This is a genomic window from Ruegeria sp. BC1 (assembly GCF_056539305.1).
On sequence record NZ_JBQFUT010000001.1, the window covers coordinates 318,092 to 341,605 of the forward strand.

At 56.3% G+C, this 23,514-nt stretch carries 24 protein-coding genes; 10 read left to right on the forward strand and 14 right to left on the reverse strand.

Translation table 11 applies throughout. The features are described 5' to 3' along the window. Positions 1-3: 3 nt before the first annotated feature. The 9 genes from ACR0IY_RS01520 to guaA form a co-directional block, all read right to left on the reverse strand. Positions 4-618 (reverse strand): TetR/AcrR family transcriptional regulator, encoded by a 615-nt coding sequence (locus ACR0IY_RS01520; RefSeq protein WP_480670043.1) that lies wholly within the window; start codon positions 616-618, stop codon positions 4-6. 78 nt (positions 619-696) lie between these two features. Next, positions 697-1,566, reverse strand: coding sequence for a polyphosphate kinase 2 (gene ppk2, locus ACR0IY_RS01525; protein ID WP_480670044.1), 870 nt, complete (start codon positions 1,564-1,566; stop codon positions 697-699). A gap of 49 nt (positions 1,567-1,615) precedes the next feature. Continuing rightward, a complete protein-coding gene (locus tag ACR0IY_RS01530) occupies positions 1,616-2,563 on the reverse strand; it encodes an alpha/beta fold hydrolase (RefSeq protein ID WP_480671099.1) in 948 nt (315 codons plus the stop codon). A 7-nt stretch (positions 2,564-2,570) separates the two neighbouring features. Next, on the reverse strand, positions 2,571-3,509 hold the full coding sequence (metA, locus tag ACR0IY_RS01535) for a homoserine O-acetyltransferase MetA (protein ID WP_480670045.1): 939 nt from the start codon (positions 3,507-3,509) through the stop codon (positions 2,571-2,573). 40 nt (positions 3,510-3,549) lie between these two features. Continuing rightward, positions 3,550-4,422, reverse strand: a complete 873-nt coding sequence (locus ACR0IY_RS01540; protein WP_480670046.1) for an ATPase — start codon at positions 4,420-4,422, stop codon at positions 3,550-3,552. Positions 4,423-4,471: 49 nt separating this feature from the next. Next, on the reverse strand, positions 4,472-5,368 hold the full coding sequence (locus ACR0IY_RS01545; RefSeq protein WP_480670048.1) for a DMT family transporter: 897 nt from the start codon (positions 5,366-5,368) through the stop codon (positions 4,472-4,474). 101 nt (positions 5,369-5,469) lie between these two features. After that, positions 5,470-6,594, reverse strand: coding sequence for an OmpP1/FadL family transporter (locus ACR0IY_RS01550; RefSeq protein WP_480670049.1), 1,125 nt, complete (start codon positions 6,592-6,594; stop codon positions 5,470-5,472). A gap of 120 nt (positions 6,595-6,714) precedes the next feature. After that, positions 6,715-7,620: a DMT family transporter gene (locus ACR0IY_RS01555; RefSeq protein WP_480670051.1), complete on the reverse strand. Its 906-nt coding sequence runs from the start codon at positions 7,618-7,620 to the stop codon at positions 6,715-6,717. Between the two features lie 97 nt (positions 7,621-7,717). Further along, positions 7,718-9,277, reverse strand: a complete 1,560-nt coding sequence (gene guaA / locus ACR0IY_RS01560) for a glutamine-hydrolyzing GMP synthase (RefSeq protein WP_480670053.1) — start codon at positions 9,275-9,277, stop codon at positions 7,718-7,720. Between the two features lie 81 nt (positions 9,278-9,358). Between guaA and ACR0IY_RS01565 the strand changes: the two genes are divergently transcribed. Further along, complete coding sequence (locus tag ACR0IY_RS01565; protein WP_480670055.1) at positions 9,359-9,796, forward strand: GNAT family N-acetyltransferase; 438 nt, start codon at positions 9,359-9,361, stop codon at positions 9,794-9,796. 8 nt (positions 9,797-9,804) lie between these two features. Here ACR0IY_RS01565 and ACR0IY_RS01570 read toward each other — a convergent pair whose 3' ends face one another. Beyond that, positions 9,805-10,506: a DUF2270 domain-containing protein gene (locus ACR0IY_RS01570; RefSeq protein WP_480670056.1), complete on the reverse strand. Its 702-nt coding sequence runs from the start codon at positions 10,504-10,506 to the stop codon at positions 9,805-9,807. A gap of 155 nt (positions 10,507-10,661) precedes the next feature. Between ACR0IY_RS01570 and ACR0IY_RS01575 the strand changes: the two genes are divergently transcribed. Then, positions 10,662-12,206, forward strand: coding sequence for a trimethylamine methyltransferase family protein (locus ACR0IY_RS01575; protein WP_480670057.1), 1,545 nt, complete (start codon positions 10,662-10,664; stop codon positions 12,204-12,206). On the opposite strand, the gene ACR0IY_RS01580 is transcribed toward ACR0IY_RS01575, so the two are convergent. Continuing rightward, positions 12,207-12,506 (reverse strand): DUF6477 family protein, encoded by a 300-nt coding sequence (locus ACR0IY_RS01580; protein ID WP_480670058.1) that lies wholly within the window; start codon positions 12,504-12,506, stop codon positions 12,207-12,209. A 241-nt stretch (positions 12,507-12,747) separates the two neighbouring features. Between ACR0IY_RS01580 and ACR0IY_RS01585 the strand changes: the two genes are divergently transcribed. Continuing rightward, positions 12,748-13,854, forward strand: coding sequence for a DUF6456 domain-containing protein (locus ACR0IY_RS01585; protein ID WP_480670059.1), 1,107 nt, complete (start codon positions 12,748-12,750; stop codon positions 13,852-13,854). Positions 13,855-13,907: 53 nt separating this feature from the next. Further along, on the forward strand, positions 13,908-14,831 hold the full coding sequence (locus ACR0IY_RS01590; RefSeq protein ID WP_480670060.1) for a hydrogen peroxide-inducible genes activator: 924 nt from the start codon (positions 13,908-13,910) through the stop codon (positions 14,829-14,831). A gap of 52 nt (positions 14,832-14,883) precedes the next feature. Here ACR0IY_RS01590 and ACR0IY_RS01595 read toward each other — a convergent pair whose 3' ends face one another. Then, positions 14,884-15,432 (reverse strand): redoxin family protein, encoded by a 549-nt coding sequence (locus tag ACR0IY_RS01595; RefSeq protein WP_480670061.1) that lies wholly within the window; start codon positions 15,430-15,432, stop codon positions 14,884-14,886. 262 nt (positions 15,433-15,694) lie between these two features. On the opposite strand from ACR0IY_RS01595, the gene lipA reads away from it, so the two are divergent. Together lipA and ACR0IY_RS01605 are read left to right on the forward strand one after the other, a co-directional pair. Continuing rightward, the gene (lipA, locus tag ACR0IY_RS01600) at positions 15,695-16,645 is read left to right on the forward strand and encodes a lipoyl synthase (RefSeq protein WP_480670062.1); all 951 of its coding nucleotides are present in this window, start codon (positions 15,695-15,697) and stop codon (positions 16,643-16,645) included. Beyond that, complete coding sequence (locus ACR0IY_RS01605) at positions 16,642-17,799, forward strand: amidohydrolase (RefSeq protein WP_480670063.1); 1,158 nt, start codon at positions 16,642-16,644, stop codon at positions 17,797-17,799. Before lipA ends, ACR0IY_RS01605 begins: the two co-directional genes overlap by 4 nt. On the opposite strand, the gene hpt is transcribed toward ACR0IY_RS01605, so the two are convergent. After that, a complete protein-coding gene (gene hpt, locus ACR0IY_RS01610; protein ID WP_480670065.1) occupies positions 17,786-18,328 on the reverse strand; it encodes a hypoxanthine phosphoribosyltransferase in 543 nt (180 codons plus the stop codon). The genes ACR0IY_RS01605 and hpt overlap by 14 nt on opposite strands. Before the next feature lie 72 nt (positions 18,329-18,400). On the opposite strand from hpt, the gene ACR0IY_RS01615 reads away from it, so the two are divergent. Both ACR0IY_RS01615 and ACR0IY_RS01620 read left to right on the forward strand, forming a co-directional pair. Further along, complete coding sequence (locus tag ACR0IY_RS01615; RefSeq protein ID WP_480670067.1) at positions 18,401-18,847, forward strand: type II toxin-antitoxin system RatA family toxin; 447 nt, start codon at positions 18,401-18,403, stop codon at positions 18,845-18,847. Between the two features lie 37 nt (positions 18,848-18,884). After that, positions 18,885-20,180, forward strand: coding sequence for an MmgE/PrpD family protein (locus ACR0IY_RS01620; protein WP_480670069.1), 1,296 nt, complete (start codon positions 18,885-18,887; stop codon positions 20,178-20,180). Here the strand turns inward: ACR0IY_RS01620 and pyrC are convergent. Next, positions 20,177-21,214 (reverse strand): dihydroorotase, encoded by a 1,038-nt coding sequence (gene pyrC / locus ACR0IY_RS01625; protein ID WP_480670070.1) that lies wholly within the window; start codon positions 21,212-21,214, stop codon positions 20,177-20,179. The two genes, ACR0IY_RS01620 and pyrC, sit on opposite strands and share 4 nt — an antisense overlap. Positions 21,215-21,349: 135 nt before the next feature. Between pyrC and ACR0IY_RS01630 the strand changes: the two genes are divergently transcribed. Both ACR0IY_RS01630 and ACR0IY_RS01635 read left to right on the forward strand, forming a co-directional pair. After that, positions 21,350-22,258 (forward strand): AAA family ATPase, encoded by a 909-nt coding sequence (locus tag ACR0IY_RS01630; protein WP_480670072.1) that lies wholly within the window; start codon positions 21,350-21,352, stop codon positions 22,256-22,258. Continuing rightward, positions 22,258-23,514 (forward strand): vWA domain-containing protein, encoded by a 1,257-nt coding sequence (locus ACR0IY_RS01635; RefSeq protein WP_480670073.1) that lies wholly within the window; start codon positions 22,258-22,260, stop codon positions 23,512-23,514. Before ACR0IY_RS01630 ends, ACR0IY_RS01635 begins: the two co-directional genes overlap by 1 nt.

Consider the following 23,514-nt stretch of genomic DNA (forward strand, 5'->3'; position numbering starts at 1 on the left):
GCCTCAATCGTCCTGCGGCACCAAGCCCAGCCCCCTCAGATAGATGCCGATCCCGGATTCCAAAAGATCCTCGGGCGGAAATGGAGAGGTTGCGCCGGTGTTGCGGGCGAAAAGCTCGACAACGCCGTGGCTCATGGCCCAAATGTGGGCGCTGAACATGGATGCAGGTGGGCGTTTGTCAGGTGGAATATGCTGAGACAGATCAGAGGCGGCTTTTTCCAGAACGTTCTTGGCCCGGTTCGCTGCAAGGGATAGCTCGGGCGTTCGATTGACGGAAATTCCGCTTTCAAACATGGCGATGTAATGGCCTGGATGCTTTCGAGCAAACGCCAGATAGGCGCGGCCAGTGGCCTCGAAGGCCGCCAGAGCCGATGGTTGGCCTTTGTCATAGGCGTACTGCATCAGGTCCGCGAACATTTCGAACCCCTGACGGGCGGCTTCAGCGATCAGGTCTTCGCGCCCATGAAAATGTCGATACACTGCAGCCGGAGTTACTCCGGCTGTTTTTGCAGCCTCGGACAAAGTAAAGCCAGTCGGGCCTTTCTCTTCGATCAGCGACAGGGCTGCCTCGATCAAGGCCTGTTTCAGGTTGCCGTGGTGATACCCGCGTTTTGTCATGCCTGATTCAGGTGTCCTGGTTGTTTACGCCGTCGGAATACATGACATAATCCGTGTCGAGCAGTCGTCCAAGTCCATTCACGCATCCCAAATTTCCGGCCCGCCGCAAATCTGAGGGTCGTTCGCGCCGATGGCATCCTCGTCCTTCTCGTCATAATCAAGTGCATTCAAAACCGTGCGAATGGCCGCTAGCCGCGCCCGCTTTTTGTCGTCTGAACGAACAATCGTCCATGGGCAGTGTTCCGAATGGCTGCGGGTCAGAGTTTCCGAGATCGACTGGCTGTATTCATCCCATTTGGTCAAGCCCGCGATGTCGATCGGGCTCAGTTTCCACTGTTTCAGCGGGTCGGTTTCGCGAGCCAAAAAGCGGCTCAACTGTTCTGCCCGACCGACATTCAGCCAGAACTTAAACAACTGGATTCCGTCATTCACCAGACCTGTTTCCAAGGGCAAAACCTGCCGAAAGAACTGTTCGCGTTCCTCCGGGGTGCAAAAACCAAAAACGTTCTCGACGACACCCCGGTTATACCAACTGCGGTCGAAGAACACGATTTCACCTGCCGCTGGCAAATGCGTGACATATCGCTGAAAGTACCACTGGCTGCGTTCTGTGTCTGACGGTTTGCTCAGCGCTACGTTGCGTGCGCCGCGTGGGTTAAGGTTTTCCCGAAATCGTTTGATCGTGCCACCTTTCCCGGCGGCATCCCGGCCTTCGAAAATCATCGCGATACGTTGGTCGGTTTCTTTAACCCAAGACTGCATTTTGACCAGTTCGATCTGCAGACCTTCCATTTCCCTGTCGTAATCCTTGCGTTTCATGCGCTCGGAATACGGGTAGGTTGGGTTCAGAATATCACCCTTTGCAGAATTTTCGATAGCGGCACGCACCTCATTTGGGGCGTCCTTCTTAAAGTACTTTTCGATGGAACCTTTTTCGGAACGGGCCATGGGCAACCTCGGCATAAAATCCATATCCTACTATGGATTAGCTGAGGGCCTAACGCAAACCCGCGCGTTGCGCGGCGCGGTCGATTGCCGCCGCAACTTCGGGGGCGGCCACGACCTGTGGCATGTGCCCAATTCCCGGAAGATCAATCAGTTCCGCGCCGGGAATCTGCTCGATCAGACGTTCTGAATGCCACTTCAGACCCACAGTGTCATCAGCTGTACCGTGGATGATTTCGGTGGGAACGTCTATCTCTCGGTACCGCGGTTGCAGCTCGCGAACCTCTTCCAAAAGATTGGTGCGTTGTTTGGCGTTGGCATGCATCGAGGAGCGCCGCATGGTCAGACCGGGACCGAAATGGTCAGCGTAACCTTCGGGGGCGGTTTGCGGCGCAAACACCTGATCAAGCGTTTTCTCCACGAACCAATCCGGCACAAAAGCGGTGATCAAAGGCAGCGCTAAAGTGTTACCGGTCGTCGTTGCCGCCATTTGATTGAAGCCGTCCAGAGGTGTCTCCCACGGGATCGCGGCTGGGGCGATCAGGACTAAGGCTGAAATGTTGTCGGGCCGCGTCACGGCCCAGGCAAGCGATACAGAGCCGCCATAGCTCTGCCCGGCAACGATGGGTTTGTCGGCCCCAAGTCGAGCGGCGGCCTTTTGCAGAATATCCGCTTGTTGCTCAATGGTTTCACCGTCGGGGTTAAAGCTGCTGCTGTAACCTAGTCCCGGGCGATCAAATACAATCACGCGGTAGTTTTCGGCAAGGATCGGAGCCAGCGCAAAGGTCATGTCGCGAGTGTTACCGCTGGAGCCATGGATCAGAACGACGTCAGGTCCTTCGCCCATAACAACCACATGAATAGGAGTGCCATCGACTTCGACAATCTGACCTTCGGGGGGGAACTCAGATTCTGCCCGCGCTTCGTTACGGGCAGCCCGCCAGAGCGCGACGACCCACAGTATGGCCAGAATGGTCAGTACTATGGCGCCGACGCGTATCACGGAGTTAAGCCCTCAGATCGGTCGTATCAACGCCGATACGCTCGATATCATAGGGTGTAGTGCCGTATATTTCACTGATCCAGTTCCCATAGAGCAGATGTGCATGGCTGCGCCATCTGTTCTGGGGCGTCTGGCTGGGGTCGTCATCCGGGTAGTAGTTGATCGGCACGTTGATCGGCGTGCCGTTGGCAACGTCACGGTCATATTCCTGTTTCAGCGTATCGCTGTCATATTCGAAATGGTTGAAAATATACAGCGCGCGATGCGCCTGATCTTCAACCAGACAAGGCCCGACATCGTCGCTTCCCAACAGCGTAACAAGACCATCCGCAGCGTCGATTTCGGCTTGTTTCATTTCGGTCCAGCGGCTGACTGGGATGACACAATCATCGGAAAACCCACGCAAAAACGGTGATGCGGAATCGAGGTTCATGTGGCGGAAACAGCCAAAAGCCTTGGCGTCCAGCATATGCTTTCGAACGCCGTGGAAATGGTTGATCATCGCCATTCCACCCCAGCACACGCCAAAGGTCGAATGGACGTTGGTCTGGGTCCATTCAAACACCTCACGAAGTTCGTCCCAATAAGTGACGTCATCAAATTCGAGATGTTCGATCGGAGCGCCGGTGATGATCAGCCCATCGAATTTCTCGTCTTTAACCTCCTGAAAGGGGCGATAAAACTCGGCCATATGTTCGGCGGCTGTGGTCTTGGTCCGATGCTCGGTCATGCGGATCAGTGACAAGTCGATCTGAAGCGGAGTTGCTCCGATCAGTCGTGCGAACTGGTTTTCGGTTTGAATCTTCTTGGGCATCAGGTTCAGCAACCCGATCCGCAGGGGGCGGATGTCCTGACGCATCGCCTGATCCTCAGCCATGACCGAGACGCCTTCTTTGGATAGGACGTCAAATGCAGGAAGGTCGGATGGAATCTTGATCGGCATCGGGTACAAGCCTTTGGTGTTACAGGTGTAGAGGCGGTAATTAAGCGTGCTTGGCACGGGTCTCAAGGGCGCGTTCGATCAACTCATCGAAATCACCCGCGTCGCGCACCCGGTGCATGTCGTCTGCTGTGACTGTCACACCCCAGTTTTCCGCCATCGCCCTATAGCGCGGCTGTCGGTGCGCCAACGCCTGAGCATAGGTCCAGCGAATGAACGTGTCAGGGTCTACCTCCTCGGCGCGGCAATCATGCTGCTTTAGGTAATCGTCCCAAACGCGGGTCAGAAACTCGGGCTGGTAGGACATCGGCTTTGGTGCTTTGTCAAAGCGGCGGATCAATTCGGCGGTGTGGTCCTCGTCGCCTTGAATCCAGATCATCAGGGATTGGCGCGACAATTCGGTCAGAATATGGTCGGCCGGGTCAGTGGGTTCGACCCATTCGCAGATCGACCCGCCGGTGTCGCAGATGAAGTTTGGATACTGGTACAAGCGTTGGGCACGGTCGATAAAATACTCGGTGTCCAGCAACGCATGTATTTCAGCAAGGCGGAATTGTTCCTGCCTGCGGCGGTATTCGGGTAAGTCCAGCCCACCTTTCGCAGGATCGCCCGGTTTGCCCAGATAAGAAGCAACAGGTGTTAGGTTTTCGAACGAGATATTCGAGCCGATGTAAATCGAATCCGATAGCAGAAGATCGCGCAGAAAGGGAACTTTCATCGCTTCGGCCTTGGCATTATCGGCGATGTATTCGCCCATGTAACGCGTTCCGATGCGGTAATCGATTGAGTAGTGGAACCAGTCGCCGGAATCGCGCAGCACATTTGATACATAGGTCTTACCCAACCCAGACATGCCAAAAAACAGCACCTTCTTTCGTGCTGCATCGCGCCAGTCTTTTGCCGAGCTGTAGATCATCGTCCGCTATCCCTTTTTCCGACCTTGCTAAAACGGGTGGCGGACGGCGTCAATCTTGTGTGCCCGAACGGTTGAGGACGAGCAACCCGGCGGCTAGGATCGCAAAGCCAAGGAAGGCTTGCGGCGGCAGGGCCTCGTCGCGCAGGAGAGAACCCAGAACGATGGCAATGGGCGGAATGACCAGCGTTACCAGCATAAGGTTTCCCGCACCTGCCATAGCCAAAACCCGGTAGTACAATAGATAGGCCCCGGCAGTGGCAATCAGCGCATAATACGCAATGGCGGTCCAGGTGATCAGGGGCAGGGTAAAGGAAGGCATTCCATCGACCAGCAAGGTTATGGGTAAAATCAGGACAGTCGATCCGGTGAGCATGCCTGCGGCAGCGACAACGGGTGGAAGATCGGACAGAGTGACTCGCGCCCAGGCCCCGGCTAGGGCGTAAGAGATAGTTCCTGCAATAATAGCTAGTTGAGCCATGCTTTGTAGGTTGAAGTTGGTTAGGTTGTTTATCCCGATTGCAATTGTGACGCCAAGAAATCCAAGCCCGACGCCCAGTATCCGCGCACGTGTCAGGCGCTCATCCCGGAAAAACATCGCTGCAGTGATAACTCCGAAGATGGCCGTCATTGCATTCAGGATCGAAGTTAGTCCGGTCTCGATGTAAAGCTGGCCCCAAGCCATCAGGGAAAACGGGATTACGTTGTTCAACAATCCCATGACCAGAAACGATAGCCATATGCGCGGGTTGCGGGGAACGGAAAGTCGTCGAGCCCAGACTACCAGCCAAAGCGCAAGCATTGCCCAGAAAACTCGGTGAAATACCGAGGTCATAACCGGGATAGTGTCCAAAGCGATCCGGATCGCGACAAATGAGGCGCCCCAAATCAAACCTAACAGTAAAAGTTCGGTCCATGCCTTCGGTGAGAGGTGTTTTTGATTTGTCATTCCGCCTTGTTGCATTCCAAGTCATTCCGTTCGACCCGGTTCTTGCGAAAAGAAAAACCCCGCCGGTTTGGCGGGGTTTGGTGTCGGTTGATCGGGTGGGATCAATCCAGTGCGTAGGTGACCTGGACGCCAACGCTCCATGCGCTGTTGCCAGTGAATGTGCCCCGTGCACCTGGTCCTGCACCATCTGCTGTTGCGTCGCCAATGTCCGTATAACGAACACCGCCGGAAATTTTCGCTTTTTCCAGTGAGTAAGTTCCGCCAACGCCGATGCTCCAGAAGCCGTCAGTCGGCCCAAGGTTCGATACCGGCTCGCCTTCATCTGTTTCATATCCCAACGTCACGGCGCCTGAAAACTGTTCGTTGAACTGATAGCCGAGTCCAAGGGAGTACGTATACGTCGCGTTGTCGTAATCGACGAGATTCGAGGTTGGTGGATAGTTAGGCGGATTGTAGACAAGCTGAGGCCAGTCAACCCAGCGGATTGAGCCGAAAAGAAGCGTCTTAGGAGCTACACCTGTCTGAAAGTCCAGGTTGATCGACTGCGGCGTTTCGATCTCGCTTTGAGTCTGAAAGGTTGCACCGCCTACAGATTCGGTTTGCGACAGGTCATGGCTGATTTTCGAGTTGTAGGTCAACGCCACTCGCGCGGCAATTTCCGGCTTCTCCCATGCCACACCAACGACGTAACCAAAGTCGATTTCTGCGTCAGTACTCACCGAATAGTCGCCGACAACCGGAACTCCAACAGAGGCTTTCACTCGCTGAGCGCGCAGGCCGCCGATGGCACTGAACCCGTTGTCGAACTTGTAGCGCAGCAATGCTGTAATCGCATCTGTGTCGGCTTTGGCGCGAAGCGCATTGGGTTGGCCTGGGTTAAGTGTATCGAACGACAAGGGATATTGAGATGAATATCTGATATCCGCCCCGAACGGCTGATCATACATAATCGCAAAGTCGAGCTGTTCTGTCAGAGCAGTTTTGTAACCCAAATGTGGCGTGAAGAAATCGTTGGCCACGTTGCCTGAGTCGACTGGTTCACCTGCTCCAAAAATATTTGGCATGGTGCCGCTGACTTCGGGGTTGGTGTACCCAAGCCGGAATTGTACGACTGATCCTTCTTCGAAGATCAGGTTAATGCCCTGACCACTGCGATCAAGGCCGCCTGCGTAGGCTCCAGTCGCTCCAACGCACACCGCGCACGCCTGTAGAAGCGCTTTCTTCATTGTGTCCTCCCTTAAGATGTCCTGCAGGCCGAATCCGGGTTTTGTGGTGCAGACCGACCGATCTTTGTGGTGCTCGATACTTCCTGTTAGTTTACTTTATCGTCAACTAGTGACGGTGCGTTATTTCTGTCGAGTGTCTCTGGAAACTGTTGCCAAACTGTTACGACTTTCGGCGTGAACGTTCAGGAAAATGCCTGCGAAGATCACGACGGCACCCAGAAGGGTCCAATGGTCCAACGGTTCATGATACAGGAGCATCCCGACGACAGCGATTGTCGGCAGGCGGGCAAAGTCAAATGGTACGACTACGGTTGCCGGGGCAATGGCCAAAGCGTTGGTGATACAGTAGTGGGCCAGCAGACCTGCAAGGCCGATTAGCAACAAGAACGGCGCGCTGCCGGTGGTTGGCAAGGCGATCTGTCCGTCTATTCCGGCTGCGATCAGACCCAGAATGGCCTGCATGACGGTTAGCCAGAACATGATACAGCCGATGCTGGCAATTCTAGTCAATGACTTGGTTGAAATCGTCGTCAGGGCAAAGAAAACCGCCGAGAGCGCAGCGGCCAGGACCCCCGCGCTAATTGGAACTGCGCCGGGTCGTGCCACGATCAGGATTCCCACGAATCCGATCAAGGCGGAAGAAACCCGAACAGAGGTCAACCGTTCCTTCAGCAGGAGTGGAGATAGCAGGATCACCCAGATCGGTTGAGTGAATTCCAGCGCAAAAACCTGCGCCAGTGGGATGACCGTAACAGCGTAGAACCACAGATTCTGCCCGGTGAAATGCATGACGTTCCTGATGCCGTGCAGGCCTAATCTGTACGTGGATACCTGATGCCACTTGCGCGTCACGGTCAGGATAAGCGAAACGATGCAAATCCCGACGAGACTGCGGTAAAACATGATTTCAAACGTGTCATGCGTCACGCTTAGCTCGCGCCCCGCGATGGCCATGGACGAGAAGGACGCAATCGCCCCCGTCATCCAAAGCGCGGCCTTGCCGATTTGCGGTTTGCTGGTTTCCATGTGCCTGCCAGAAAGAATCCTCTGCATCATGCCGAAAGTTATGACTTTTTGGGTCCGCTAAAAAAGAAAAAAGCCGGGGCAATGCCCGGCTTTCTGGTCATTCCCACTCGATTGTTCCCGGTGGTTTCGAGGTAATGTCGTAGGTGCATCTGTTGATGCCTTTGACCTCGTTAATGATCCGTGTAGCTGTTTCGCCCAGGAATTCGTGGCTGAACGGGTAGTAGTCCGCCGTCATTCCATCGACCGACGTGACTGCGCGCAGGGCACAGGCGTAGTCGTAGGTGCGCCCGTCTCCCATCACTCCAACGGTCCGCACCGGGAGTATTGCAACAAAGGCCTGCCAGATTTCATCGTACAGTCCATGTTTGCGAATCTGGTCGATATAAACGGCATCGGCTTCGCGCAGAATTTCCAGCTTTTCGCGGGTGATCTCGCCGGGGCAGCGAATTGCTAGACCAGGGCCGGGGAAGGGGTGGCGGCCGATAAAACTCTGCGGCAGGCCAAGCTCGCGGCCCAGCGCGCGAACTTCGTCTTTGAAGAGCTCACGCAAGGGTTCAACCAGCTTCAGACCCATCTTTTCGGGCAAGCCACCAACATTGTGGTGTGATTTGATCGTGACCGACGGCCCGCCCGAGAACGAGACTGATTCGATTACATCGGGATATAGCGTGCCCTGCGCCAGAAATTCGGCGCCTTCGATGGTATCGGCGTGTTTCTGGAATACGTCGATGAACAGCTTGCCGATGATCTTGCGCTTGGTTTCCGGGTCGGATTGACCTTCCAGCTCGCCAAGGAACAATTCACTTTCATCTGCGTGAATCAGCCGGATATTATAGTTGTCGCGGAACATGCCGACGACTTCCTGGGCTTCGTTCTTGCGCAACAGTCCGTGGTCGACGAACACACAGGTCAGTTGATCCCCGATCGCCTCGTGAATCAGGATCGCCGCGACCGAGCTGTCGACACCGCCGGACAGACCGCAGATGACCTTTTTATCGCCAACTTGTTCGCGAATCTTTTCGATCATCTGTTCACGATAAGCACCCATCGTCCAGTCGCCGCTGAACCCGGCCAGCTTGACGAAGTTCTCATAAAGCTTTGCACCTTTAGGGGTGTGGTGCACCTCGGGGTGGAACTGCACCGCATAGAAATGGCGGTTGGTGTCGGCGGTAATCGCATAAGGCGCATTGGGGGAGGTTCCGTAAACCTCGAACCCTGGTGCAATCTGGCTGACGTGGTCACCGTGGCTCATCCAGACTTGCTCATCTCCATCGGCGAACCAGCCAGACAGAATGTCAAGCTGCTCTTTGGGGGTAACGAACGCCCGACCGAATTCGGCGGTTCCATGGCCGCTTTCGACCTTACCGCCAAGCTGGTGCATCATCACCTGCTGACCGTAGCAAATACCCAGGATCGGCACGCCGTAGTCAAAAATCTCTTGCGGCGCGCGCGGAGATCCGTCGCGGGTCACGCTGTCAGGCCCGCCCGAAAAGATCACGGCCTTGGGCGCCATCTCGCGCACAAAGTCCATCGTCACTTTCTGGTAAGGGTGGATTTCACAGTAGACGTTCAACTCGCGCAGGCGGCGTGCAATCAGCTGCGTAACCTGGCTGCCGAAGTCGATGATCAGAAGGCGGTCATGGGATGTCTGGCTCATGACTGGCTCTTAGGTCGCGCGGCGGTTATGTGCAAGCGTTATGAAGCTGTTTTCGCTCAGATACAGAAGGAGATGGGACCAATGACCACTATTCGCATTGCCAGCGCGACGCCAACCGATGTCGAGGCCGTCACAGAATGTATCGTTGCGGCGTATGCCAAGGCCCGCGAAACTATTTCCGACCTTCCAGATGTGGCTGGGGGCGTTTCACAGGAAATCGACGACCAACAAGTGACTCTGGCGTGGACCGGAACCCAATTGGCCGGAGTGATTATCTTTGATCGGCAAGGTTCCGATATGAAGGTTTTTAACCTTGCTGTCTCGCCGCAGGCGCAAGGGCAGGGCATCGCCGGCCGGTTGCTGTCGCATGCAGAGGCTGAGGCCCGTAGGAACAACTGTACCCATCTTACTCTACGCACCCATAGATTGATGCAGGACGCACGCGCGATTTACGCGCATCTTGGATGGGTCGAGACAGACGTCATTGGCAACACAGTCATGATGGAGAAAAAGCTATGACCAAATTTTTAACCCATTGAGTCTGATTTTTTGCTTCCGCGGCGGGACCCGCGCTTCATATCGGATTGGTAACTCCAGATCGCAATGACCGACCAGCACAGAATGTAAAAGACGCCACCGACGATGAGGGCCTCACCGGGAATGGGGCCAATATTGGCCCGGTCGATGGCCTGCGGAAAGCTTTCCACCGGTGTAGGGTGGACCGAGAGTTTCACGCCAAAAGCGAGGCTTTGGATCAGCAGAATCCAAAGGTAATTCCGGCGAATTCTGCGACCCATCGCGACCATCAGGCTTACGTGGTAACTCGGGTGCATGTAGTCTTCGGCCAGAACTTTTTGCCAATTCTCTTCCATATGCAGGTCGCCGTCATACAAAAGAGGTGCATAGAAGTGCGTCTCTAACCATCTGGCCCGGGCGCGCCAGACGTTGAAATACCTGTATCGCCGCGCTTCGAGCATTAGAAACAAGATGATCAGAACGCCAACCAGCACCAGCGGCAAGGGTGAGGCTTCGGGCGAGGAAAAGGAAATCGACAGAGCGACCCCTAGCGTGACAACCGCCCAGTTTGTCGTTGTATCCAGACGCGTGCGCCAGATGGTGCTGCGATAAACTTCACCTCGATAAAGATGGGCGACAGCGCCAATTTCGGCCGCATCAAGCGTTTTACGCTCAAGCAAGGGTGAAGGTGCTTTTTGCGATTCCGGTTCCATTCTCTTATCATGAACATCAGGAATTGCGGGTCAAAACAAAATCGAAATGGCGATCATGTCGCTTTTCCCCCTATTGCGCCGTAATCCACGTCTGGCGCGATCTGCGGTTCCGGTAACACGATTTGCAACGTGAACATGATCAACGGGATTATCTCATGGCAGAGGCAAACACCCGACGCAGAGCCAGAGGTGGTGGCGGTGCCGCCCGCCGGGCCGAGCGCACCGCAGTCCGCATTGAAACTGCGAAATACATCGAACGGAATATTCCGAATTTCGAGGTTCTCAACGAAGAGGCGTTGGAGATCATCGAAACGAACGCGGAAACCATCCTGGCTGAGGTTGGCGTCAACTTCGTCGACAATCCGGGCGCGCTGCTGCGCTGGAAAGACGCAGGAGCCGACGTTGATGGTGAGCGTGTGCGCCTTCCGCGCGGTCTGGCGCGTGAGCTGATCAAGACGGCGCCCAGTGAATTCACTCAACACGCCCGCAACCCCGAGAAATCGGTGGTTATCGGTGGCCGCAATCTGGTTCTGGCGCCGGTTTATGGACCGCCCTTCGTGCGCGATGCCCAGGGTGGTCGTCGCTATGCAACCATGGATGATTTTAATAAGTTCGTGAAGCTGGCCTACATGTCCAAGTGGCTACACCACTCGGGCGGTACTGTCTGCGAACCGACTGATGTTCCGGTGAACAAGCGTCACCTGGATATGCTGATGGCGCACATGTCCCTGTCTGACAAACCGTTCATGGGTTCTGTCACCGATCCCAGCCGCGCGCAGGACTCGGTCGAGATGTGTGAGATCCTGTTCGGCAAAGAGTTCGTGCAGGAAAACACTGTCATGACCTCGCTGACCAATATCAACTCGCCGATGACCTTCGACGACGTGATGATGGGCTCACTTGAGGTTTACGCGAAGAACAATCAGGCCTGTATCATCTCGCCCTTTATCGTAGGTGGTGCGATGGCTCCGGTTTCGGTGGCGGGCACGCTGACGCAGGTACTAGCCGAAGTTTTGGCGGGTGTAGCCTATAGCCAGATCATTCGTCCGGGCGCCCCTGCAATCTTTGGTGCATTCGTATCGTCGATCGACATGAACTCGGGTGCTCCAACTTTCGGTACGCCTGAAGCATCGAATGTAACATATGGTGCAGGCCAACTGGCGCGTCGTTTGGGTCTGCCATTCCGTTCAGCTGGGTCGTTCTGCGGCTCAAAGCTGCCGGACGCTCAGGCGGCCTATGAGACTGCAAACTCACTGAATATGGGGCTGTTGGCAGGTGTGAACTTTATGTTGCACTCCTGTGGCTGGCTTGAAGGTGGTCTAGTGGCGGATTTCGAGAAATTCGTCATGGATGCCGACCAGTTGGGTGTCTTGCACGGTCTGGCCAAAGGTGTGGCCTATGACGAGAACGCGCAGGCGATGGATGCGATCCGTGAAGTTGGACCCGGTGGCCACTACTTGGGTTGCGCTCATACGCAGGCCAACTTCAAGGACGCGTTCTGGAAATCCGAACTGTTGGATTATAAGCCGTTCGAAACTTGGGAAGACGAAGGCAGTCGTGACACGCGGCAGCTGGCCTCGGCACGGGTCGAGCATCTGTTGGCCAACTATCAGCAACCGCAACTCGACCCAGGTATCCATGCCGCCTTGAACGAGTACATCGAAAAGAAAAAGGCATCCATGCCGGACGCCTTTACCTGATTATTGATATTGCGAGGCGCGGCTGGCCTGAAACAGCTGCGCCTCGCCCAGTATCGCGATCAGAAGGTCCAGATGACGGACCAGCGAATAGGCAGCGTCTTCGTCGAGCCTTTGCGCATTCACCTCTCTCTCCATATCCATAAGACGAACCAGAGCTGCACCTGTGCTGGGCAATGAGCCGTACCCTAGAATGCGTTGCAGATGACGGTCGCGATCATATTCCTTCGCGCCGGACTTTGCGGCCCGAGCCAACAGGCGTGGGCGGCGGAGAGTGGTAATCATCGTCATCAGGTCCTGCATTCCGGGGTTCCCTTGTTTGAATAGAAGTTGACCCATTTCTCACACAACCTAAGCGGGCGTTGCCTTGATTGGGTTCGCGCCGAACTCTGACTTCATGAGTGTTTATGTTTTTGAATCAAATCTGGTCCTTGTCCCCGCGGGTTAACGAACAAGTAACGAAAGCGATTCTAGTTAGAATTGGTTAACCAATTCAGCGGGGGCGATTGGGAACAGATTGATTTGTCGATGAGGGCAAGAAACTATGGAAAACAACATGGCATTCACCATTCCGGCCTGGGTACCTGAGGGGGCGCAACGATACCTTGCCCACACAGAAACCGGGCAGTCGATCCGCGACATTGCGCGATCAGCGGGATGCCATGCGTCGACCATACTCAGGCAGATCAGGCGAATTGAAACGCGCCGTGATGATCCTTTGGTGGATGCTGCACTGCAATCTCTGGCCGACACGCATTTTAGCGACCCGGTTGCCACAGCGGACAACACTTTGGGTGCAGCGCAGGAAGACAATTCTGCTGCCAAGGACGAAGAGTTCAATAATGAGGCGCTTCGAATTCTGCGCCGCTTGTGTGAAACTGGTTCTGTTCTGGCCGTGGCAGAAGAAATGGACAAGGCCGTTGTGGTCCGCGACACCGGTGACGCGGCAGCCACTCGAACAGCGGTAGTAGATTGCAAGATCGCGCAGGCGCTGGCCTTGAAAGACTGGATTTCGTGCGACAATCCGGGTCGCATTTCGCGCTATCGGATTTCGTCCGCAGGCCGGGCAGCATTAAGCCGTCTGATTGCCGAGGCAGAAAACAAGGCGCGAGAGCAGAACGAATTCGGTATGGCCGAGGCGCAGACTCCTTTTCTGGCAGCAAATACTAACCACGGAAGCAGAGTTCATTCCGACCGCCCAAGACGTGTTCGATACAGTGCTGCCGAAAGCCCTCTGATCGCACTGGCCCGCAGGCGAGATCGGGATGGCAAACCCTTCTTGGACGAAAAACTCGTGGCTGCGGGTGAACGCCTGCGCGAGGATTTCGAATTGGCGCAAATAGGTCCTCAGGTTGCGCAGAATTGGGACCGTTTTCTAACGGCAGGGGGGCGTGGCAGTTTTGACAGCGAGTCTCACGGCGGGCGCGGCTCATCAGACGCACGTGATCGGGTGGCACACGCCTTGTCGGATCTGGGGCCGGGGTTAAGCGACGTTGCCTTGCGTTGTTGCTGTTACCTAGAGGGGTTGGAACTTGCTGAAAAACGTATGGGGTGGTCGGCGCGTTCGGGCAAGATCGTCCTGCGGATCGCATTGCAGCGGCTCAGACGCCATTATGAATCACAGTCTGAACGGAATCGCATGATTGGGTAAATGTTTTGATATGTTTTGGTTGCGCTTTGAGTGTGAATTGATAGTCAAGGATTATGAATTTCACACTCAGACAACTGCAATACTTTAGCGCTGTCGCCGAACAACGTAACTTCGGTCGGGCAGCGCAGGTTTGCCATGTTTCACAACCCGCATTGTCGGTTCAAATCAAAGTACTGGAGGGGACGCTGGGCGGTGCTTTGTTCGAGCGTCAGGCGCGCGACATCCTTCTGACACCTTTGGGACGGGATGTGCTGGATTATGCGCGGCAGGTGCTTGGGGCCGCCGACAGGTTGGATCAATTTGCCAGGGATCGCTCGGGCGGGCACAGATCGCTGTCGATTGGAATTATTCCCACGATAGCCCCTTATTTGCTGCCCGGCGTGCTGGCCGGCCTGCGCTCGGCCGACGTATCATTGCGGGTTCAGGTCCGCGAGGCCAGAACGGAACGTCTGTTGGCGATGCTTCGGGGCGGAGAGATCGATGCCGGGATCATGGCTTTGCCTGCAGGTGGGAGCGAACTGTTTGAAGTGCCCTTGTTTGAGGATCGGTTTTTGCTGGCGGGTACGACCGCGCGTCTTGAGGGCATGGCACCTGATCCCGAAGTGTTACGACCGCTAGATCTTAAGACCGCACAACTCATGTTATTGGATGATGGCCACTGCCTAACGGATCAGGCGTTAGAGGTCTGTGGTCAGGATCGGAGCAGCGGATTGATCAATATGGGGGCGTCCTCGCTGGCAACCCTTTCGCGATTGGTTGCCGAAGGGTTCGGATTAACGCTGATGCCAGAACTCGCCGCCCGCGCGGAAACGCATGCCGTGCCAGGGCTGAAACTTCTCCGCTTTACGACACCGCAACCTGCTCGCACGGTGGGGTTGGTCCGCCGTTCCTCGACCGGGGGAGAGGATTGGTTCGACGGTCTGGCCGCCGTTATCCAGCAGGTCGGTGAAGACATAGTGGCTGCAACCCGCGTCTGAACCAAAAAAAGGCCCGCCTGAAGCGAGCCTTTCGTTTTGCTGGCTGAAACCCTTAGGCCAGTGCCGGTTCCCGAGCTTCATCCAGGTGCTTATTCAGGTTTTCAGGGGACGAAACGCCATAGGGGTCTTCGGGGCAGTTGTCCATCAGGCCGGGCTCTTCGAACCAGGCTTCGACTACGCCGTCGTTTACGATGGCAGCATAGCGCCATGAACGCATGCCAAAGCCCAGATTGTCCTTGTCGACCAACATGCCCATCTTACGGGTGAACTCGCCCGAGCCATCGGGAATGACCTTGACGTTTTCCAAACCTTGGTCTTGCGCCCACTTGTTCATGACAAAGCTGTCGTTCACGGACATGCAGTAGATGTCGTCGATGCCTTTTTCTTTGAACTCAGCGAATCCGTTTTCAAAACCGGGCAGCTGGTAGGTCGAGCAGGTCGGGGTGAACGCACCGGGCAGCGAAAACAGGATGACCCGCTTACCGGCAAAGTAATCTGCAGTGGTTTTGTCTTCCCAACGGAACGGGTTTGGGCCTTCGACGGCCTCGTCACGAACACGCGTGTGGAAGGTTACGTCAGGCAGTTTGGTCCCGGATTTCATTTTCAAATTCCTGTGATTCATGTGTGAATTGGCCATGAGTTAAAACAGTTCTAAATTCGCTTCAATCGAATTGTTTTGGCATCTGCAAATTTGAGTGATGGTGGAAAAGTGGAATGTTTTATAATGTATTTAGCAGGTAATCTTGACTTTTTTCTGCGATTGCATGGTGCGCTGTTATAGCTGATATGCATGGGTGGCGTAGCTAAGCCTCGCAGATTATATTATGTCGAAGCAAAGTGACCCAAATTCAGGAAAGCCAACCGTGCGTGATCTGAAGATCCCCGAACAACGTCATCCCGAAAAGGCGCATCGTCAGGACAATGCGCAGCCGAAGAAACCGAAGTGGATTCGGGTCAAGGCGCCCGGCGGGAAAGGCTATGCCGAGACGCACAAGATCATGCGCGAAAACAATCTGGTCACTGTTTGCGAAGAAGCCGGATGCCCAAACGTTGGCGAATGCTGGAGCCAGGGTCACGCCACGATGATGATAATGGGCGATATCTGCACCCGAGGTTGCACTTTCTGCAACATCGCAACGGGCCGCCCGGACGATCTGGACGCGTTCGAACCCGGACGCGTGGCGCACGCGGTGCAAAAACTGGGCCTGAACCACGTTGTGATCACGTCGGTTGACCGGGATGACCTGACAGATGGCGGGGCCGAGCATTTCGCGCAGACCATTCGCGCGGTGCGCCATCGCTCGCCCAAGACGACAATCGAAATTCTGACGCCGGATTTCCTGAAATGTGACCCGTCGGTTCTTGAAGCTGTAGTCGAGGCCAAACCCGACGTGTTCAACCACAACCTAGAAACCGTTCCGGGCTTGTATCCCGAAGTACGTCCCGGTGCGCGCTATTTCCACTCTCTGCGATTGTTGCAGCGGGTTAAGGAACTGGATCCGTCAATCTTCACTAAGTCGGGCATCATGGTTGGTCTGGGCGAGGACGAGCAGCAGGTTCGTCAGGTCATGGACGATATGCGCGCCGCTGACATCGACTTTCTAACCATTGGCCAATACCTCCAGCCCACGCCCAAGCACCACGGTGTCGACCGGTTTGTGACGCCGGAGGAGTTCGCCTCATATGAAAAGGCGGCTTATGGTAAGGGCTTCCTGATGGTGTCGGCTACGCCTCTGACACGCTCATCCTATCACGCCGGAGATGACTTTGCCCGGCTGCGGGATGCCCGCCAGAAGAAGTTGGAACAAGGGTGACACCCGAAGCGATTGCGCGGCTGACCTGCCTGCGTCACGAATTGCATCAATACCCTGAACTTTCCGGTCAGGAGAAAAAAACGGCTGCCCGTATCGCTGACGAACTGCGGGCCAGCGGCGCGGATCAAGTGCTGACCGATATTGGCGGACATGGTGTGGCGGCGGTGGTCGACAGCGGGCAGGCCGGACCGACCATTGCCATTCGATGTGAGTTGGACGGGTTGCCGATACAGGAATTGTCAGCTGCGGCTTACAGGTCGCGTATTCCCGGCAAGGGACATCTGTGCGGTCATGACGGCCATATGGCGATGGTTCTGGGCGTGGCTGATCACATAGGGCAATACCGGCCTCAAAAGGGGCGCGTGGTCTTGATATTCCAGCCCGCTGAGGAAACGGGACAGGGCGCCATTGCGTTTCGGGCAGACCCGAAATTTGCGAATGTCTCTCCGGACTATGTGTTTTCCCTGCATAACCTGCCGGGGTTGGCGTTGGGTGAGGTTGCGCTTTGCGAAGGCCCGGCCAATTGCGCCTCGCGCGGGATGAAGATTGTCCTGACTGGAAAGACCTCTCATGCCGCAGAGCCCCAGGACGGCGTGTCGCCCGCGGAAGCTCTATCATTACTGATGCCGCAACTAGCAAAATTGGGCAAAGGTGGTCCCTTGGATGCCGGATTTGCGCTGACGACTGTCACGCATGCCACTTTGGGTGAGCAGACCTTCGGGGTGTCGCCGGGCCGGGCCGAATTGTGGGTGACCTTGCGCACCGTCTCTGACACCCGCATGCAGAGCCTGATGGAAGATGCCGAGGCGCTGGTCGCGCAGGCAGCATCGGAACAGGGGTTGGGGTACGAGGTCTACTATGGCGACATCTTTCTTGCTTGCGAGAACGCGCCGGAGGCCGTCGATATCCTGAGCCAGTCCTGCGCCGATCTAGGTGTGAGTTGCGAATTGACCGACAGCCCACAGAAATTCTCTGAAGATTTCGGACAATTCAGCAAATCGGCGAAAACAGCCATGTTCTGGTTAGGGTCAGGCACCGACCACCCGCAGTTGCACAACCCGGACTACGATTTTCCAGACGCATTGATTCCGATTGGAACCGAGATCTTTCTGACGGCGATACAGCAGGTGCTCGGCCCGTTCAGTCCTCGGTAAAGCGTACCTTGCCGATGAAAGGCAGGTTGCGATTGCGTTGGGCGTAGTCGATCCCGTAACCCACGACAAATTCGTCCGGAATCTCAAAGCCGATCCAATCTGACCGAAAATCAACCTCGCGCCGGCTGGGTTTGTCCAAAAGGGCGATGGAACGCAGGCGAGCAGGGCTCCGGCTGCGCAGCAGGTTGGTTACGTGGTTCAATGTGTGGCCAGTATCGACGATATCTTCAACAACAAGAACATCCCGGCCTTCGATGGCGCCGCGTAAATCCTTGAGAATGCGCACTTCGCGGCTGCTTTCCATTGAATCGCCATAAGACGAAGCTTCAAGGAAATCCACCTCGATCGGCAGATCCAGTTCGCGCACCAGATCAGCGATAAAGACAAAGCTGCCGCGCAACAGGCCAACAACAACCAGCTTGTCGGTATCAACGAACTCTTTGGTGATATCGCGGCACAGTTCTTCGATCCGGGCGGCAATGGCCTTGGCCGAGATCATCTCATCTATCACATATGCGCGGTCGCTCATCGCTGCCCCCTTGATCTTTGGCGCGCAACATACGACATGACGCGCCATTGTCACCTGTAAATACCGGACGCCATGCCTACTCATTCGGAAACCCGACACCTGCCTTACACGGCTCAGCAGATGTATGATCTGGTGGCGGATGTAGCCAAGTACCCCGAGTTTCTACCCTGGTGCGCCGCAGCCCGTATCCGAAGAACCTATGCTGCGGGTGAAGCGCAGGTGATGGAGGCGGACCTGATCATCTCGTTCAAAGTATTTCGCGAACGGTTCGGCAGCCGGGTGACGCTGTTTCCCGATCAGATGAAAATCGACACCGAATATCTGGATGGCCCGTTTAAATATATGAAATCCGACTGGCTGTTCGAAGACGCGCCCGAGGGCGGTTGCAATATTTCCTTTCATGTAGATTTCGAGTTCAAGAATGCCATCCTGCAAGGCATCATCGGGGTTGTTTTCAACGAAGCGATGCACCGGATTGTGCAGGCTTTTGAGGCCCGTGCAGCGGATTTGTACAGCTAGACCTTTACCCAAAACCGGCGCACGCTAGACTGCGCCCATGAGTGATTTTTCTACATCTTTGGCCGCGTTCGCCGCAGGGCCTGTCGAGACAACGCTGCAAACGCGGGTCGTGACCTCGCTGTCCGTTTTGGATTGGGTCTCGGTCGGGCGTGCTGGTTTTGACGAGCCGGTTTCAGAAACCGTACGCGACCTTGTGCTTAGTGAAGGTGGCACCGGTCAGGCCCATCTGTTCGGCGGCGATATGGCCCCGCTGCGGGGGGCGGCATTGGTCAACGGCACTGTGTCCCATGCGTTGGATTACGACGACACGCATTTCGCACACATTGGTCACCCTTCGGTGGCCGTCTTGCCATCTGCCCTAGCGCTGAGCGAGTGGGATGATCGCATTCTTGTGGATTTCCTTGAAGCCGCATTGGTGGGAATGGAAGCGTCGATCCGTGTTGGGCTGTGGCTGGGTCGCGACCACTATCAGGCGGGCTTTCATCAGACCGCAACAGCAGGTGCCTTTGGCGCGGCTGTAGCTGCGGGGCGTATTCTGAAGTTCGATGCCGTCAGGATGCGCAAAGTGCTGGGGCTGGCAGCGACCCGCGCTGCCGGGCTTAAGGCGCAGTTTGGGACGATGGGTAAACCCTATAACGCGGGGCTTGCGGCCTCGGCCGGGGTCGAGGCGGCCTTGTTGGTCGCCAAGGGGTTCGAGCCAAACATGGATGCGTTGGACGGAAAATACGGGTTTGGTGAGACCCACAAAGGCGAAGGGGACAGTCAGACAGCGTTGATCGGTTTAGGAGATGAATGGTTGTTCGAAAATGTCAGCCACAAATTCCACGCCTGCTGTCACGGCCTGCATGCTGCGCTAGAGGCTGCGCGTGATCTGGATATTGCCGAACCCGAAGTGGCCGAGATCCGGATCAAGACGCATCCGCGCTGGATGAGTGTATGCAACCAGATGTCGCCGGAAACCAGTTTGGGCGCGAAGTTTTCATATCGGACAGTCATTGCGATGCAGGCGCTTGGCTATGACACAGCATTGCCGGGCAGCTTTACCGACAAGGTTTGCGCGGACCCAAGGCTAAAATCCCTGCGTGACCGTGTTTCGGTTGAAGCGGATGAGGCCCTGTCGGAAACTCAGTCGCAGCTGACTCTATTACGCCGTGACGGCGCGAGGCTGAGGGCAACCCACGATCTGGTGACGCCCATGACACTGTCGGATCGCGAGGATCGGGTACGCGGAAAGGCGGCCAAGTTGATCGGAGGCGAAGATGCGGACGCGATCTGGTCGATGCTGCGCACCGGAGGCCGCGCCCGCGAATTGGCAAAAATGCTGGCGGGTTAGACCACGCGCCAGTGCAGCGGGAAGCCCGGCTCAAACACCGTCACCGGGCCATCGCCGGTTTCGATCTTGCTGGGGTACTCCACCGGGTCGCCTTTTGTCAGGGTGATAGTGTCCTGGTTCACCGGCAGCCGATAGAAGGCCGGGCCATTGATCGACGTGAACCCCTCCAACTTGTCTAGCGCGTCTGCGAGGTCGAACATTTCGGCCAGCAGTGACATGGTGTTCGTTGCTGTAAAGCATCCAGCGCAACCACACGCCATTTCTTTGTTTGCATCGGTATGCGGCGCACTGTCCGTGCCCAGGAAGAAACGCTTATCGCCCGAAGTTGCAGCAGCCAGCAGTTCCACGCGATGTTCTTCCCGCTTGGCGACCGGCAGGCAGTAATAGTGCGGCTTGATGCCACCAACCAGAATGTGATTGCGGTTGATGATCAGGTGGTGCGTCGTGATGGTTGCACCCAGATCGGTTTCATTGGCTTTCACGTAATCCACGCCGTTTGCGGTCGTGATGTGTTCCATGACCACGCGCAGTCCCGGAGTTGCTCTGCGGATTGGGTCCAGAACGCGGTCGATAAAGACGGCCTCGCGGTCGAAGATGTCGATCTCAGCGTCGGTGACTTCACCGTGTACGCACATAGGCAGACCGATCTCCGCCATTTTCTCAAGCACCGGACGCACCTTGTCGAAATTCCGTACGCCCGAGGCCGAATTGGTCGTTGCACCTGCCGGGTACAGCTTGACCGCCTTGATTAGCCCGCTGGCATGCGCGGCGGCCATGTCCTCGGCATCGGTGTCCTCGGTCAGATACAGGGTCATCAGCGGCTCGAAAGTCATGCCATCGGGCAGGGCGGCCATGATGCGGTCGCGATAGGCAGCTGCCTGATCACTGCGCACGACGGGGGGGACAAGGTTCGGCATGATGATTGCACGGGCAAAATGGCGTGCGGTTTCGGGCAGGACGGCCTGCATCATGGCGCCATCGCGCAGGTGCAGATGCCAGTCGTCGGGGCGGCGGATCGTTATGCTATCGGTCATGGCGCCTCCGCTAGCACAGCAGTCGCTTTCGCGAAAGACCTTGTCAACTGCTCCAACCGCCGTAAATCCCGGAAAGACCATGCCTTGACGTGCGCGTGCTCCCGTGACCTCTTGTGCGGAAGGAGAGATTTAAACATGACACAGCCAGATTCCATCGACTCTGTTCAGAATATGCTAGGTGAACAGGGTTATGTTTGCGGGCGGGCTTTGGCCACTGTCGTGTTCCTGTCGCTTAAACTAGGGCGCCCCCTGTTCCTGGAAGGTGAGGCAGGGGTCGGCAAGACCGAGATCGCCAAGGCATTGGCCACCGGGTTGAACCGTCGCCTGATCCGGTTGCAATGTTACGAGGGGCTCGATGCATCCTCGGCGGTATATGAATGGAACTTTCCGGCGCAGATGGTGGCCATTCGGACAGCCGAAGCCTCGGGCGGAGCGGATCGAGGGGTATTGCAAGATGAACTGTTCTCGGACACCTATCTGATCGAACGCCCGTTATTGCAGGCTATGCGACCGGATGAGCACGGCGCACCTGTCCTGCTGATCGACGAACTTGACCGGACCGATGAACCCTTTGAAGCCTTCCTGCTTGAGGCGCTCAGCGATTTTCAGGTCACCATCCCCGAGCTGGGTACGGTGAAAGCCCCCGAACCGCCCATCGTGATCGTGACCTCGAACCGCACGCGTGAGGTTCACGACGCGCTGAAACGCCGATGCCTGTATCACTGGGTTGATTATCCCGATTTCAATCGCGAGATCGAAATTCTCCGCGCCCGTGCGCCCGAAGCCGCCGAGGCGCTCAGCCGTGAAGTTGTCGCTTTTGTCCAGCACCTGCGCACCGAGGACCTGTTCAAGAAACCGGGTGTGGCCGAAACCATCGACTGGGCCAAGTGTTTGCTGGCGCTGGACGTAATCAACCTCAGCCCTGAGGTGATCGGCGACACGTTGGGCGCGATTCTGAAGTATCAGGACGATATTCAGAAACTTCAGGGGTCTGAGGCGAAACGGATTCTGGATCAGGCCAAAGCCTCGCTTGAACCGGTCTGATGGCTGAACAACTCCCGCTGAATATTCCCGATGATCCGAAGCTAGCGCAGAATATCACCCATTTTGCGCGGGCCTTGCGCAAGGCTGGGCTGCCGATTGGAACTGGGCGGGTTGTGGATGCGATCCGGGCTGTGCAGGTGGCAGGCTTTACTCAAAAACAGGATTTCTACTGGACCCTTCACGCCTGCTTTGTGAACCGGCCCGAGCATCGCACAGTGTTTGCTCAGGTTTTTCGCCTTTATTGGCGCGACCCGCGATATCTTGAGCACATGATGTCCATGATGCTGCCTGCCATTCGGGGGGTGCAGGAAGAACGCAAGGCCGACGCTGCAGAAAAACGCGCGGCTGAGGCTTTGCTGGACGGGGTTGAACGCGATTTGCCCGAGGAATCCGCCCAAGGGGAAGAGACCGAGCTAGAGATCGACGCCTCGCAAACCGCGTCATCCGAAGAGCGTTTGCGAAATCTGGATTTTGAACAGATGAGTACCGGCGAAATTGCACGGGCCAAGCGCATGCTGGCTGAATTGACACTGCCGGTCAAACCCATCGAGTCGCGACGCGGGCAGGCCAGCCATCAGGGCCACCGCGTCGACCGCGCCCGTACATTGCGCGCCGCGATGCGGCAAGGGGGCGAACTAAGAGATATAGCGCGCCTCAAGCCAAAACCGCGCTGGCCCAATCTGGTTGTGCTTTGTGACATCTCTGGATCAATGAGCCAGTACAGCCGGATTATCCTGCATTTTTTGCATACTGTTTCGAACGCAAAAGGGGCAGGTTGGGCCAAGGTTCATGCTTTTACGTTCGGAACTCGCCTGACTAACATCACCCGCCACTTGCAACAGCGCGACGTGGATGCCGCTCTGGCTGCCGCCGGGGCTGAGGCGCAGGACTGGGAGGGTGGTACACGGATTGGGTCATGCCTGCACGCCTTCAACCGCGACTGGTCGCGCCGCGTCATGGGGCAGGGCGCCGTGGTCCTTTTGATCTCAGACGGGTTGGATCGCGGTGAACCGGTAGCTTTGAGCAAAGAAATGGAGCGCCTCCACCTGTCCGCGCGAAGGTTGATCTGGTTGAACCCGCTATTGCGTTGGGACGGGTTTGCACCCAAGGCGCAGGGCGTTCGGGCGATGCTGCCGCATGTGGACAGCTTCCGCGCGGGGCATTCGATTGCGTCGCTAGAGGATCTGGCCGCCGTTATCTCTCAACCCGACGACATGGGCGAGAAAGCGCGGTTGATGACCGCGCTTTCAGGCTAA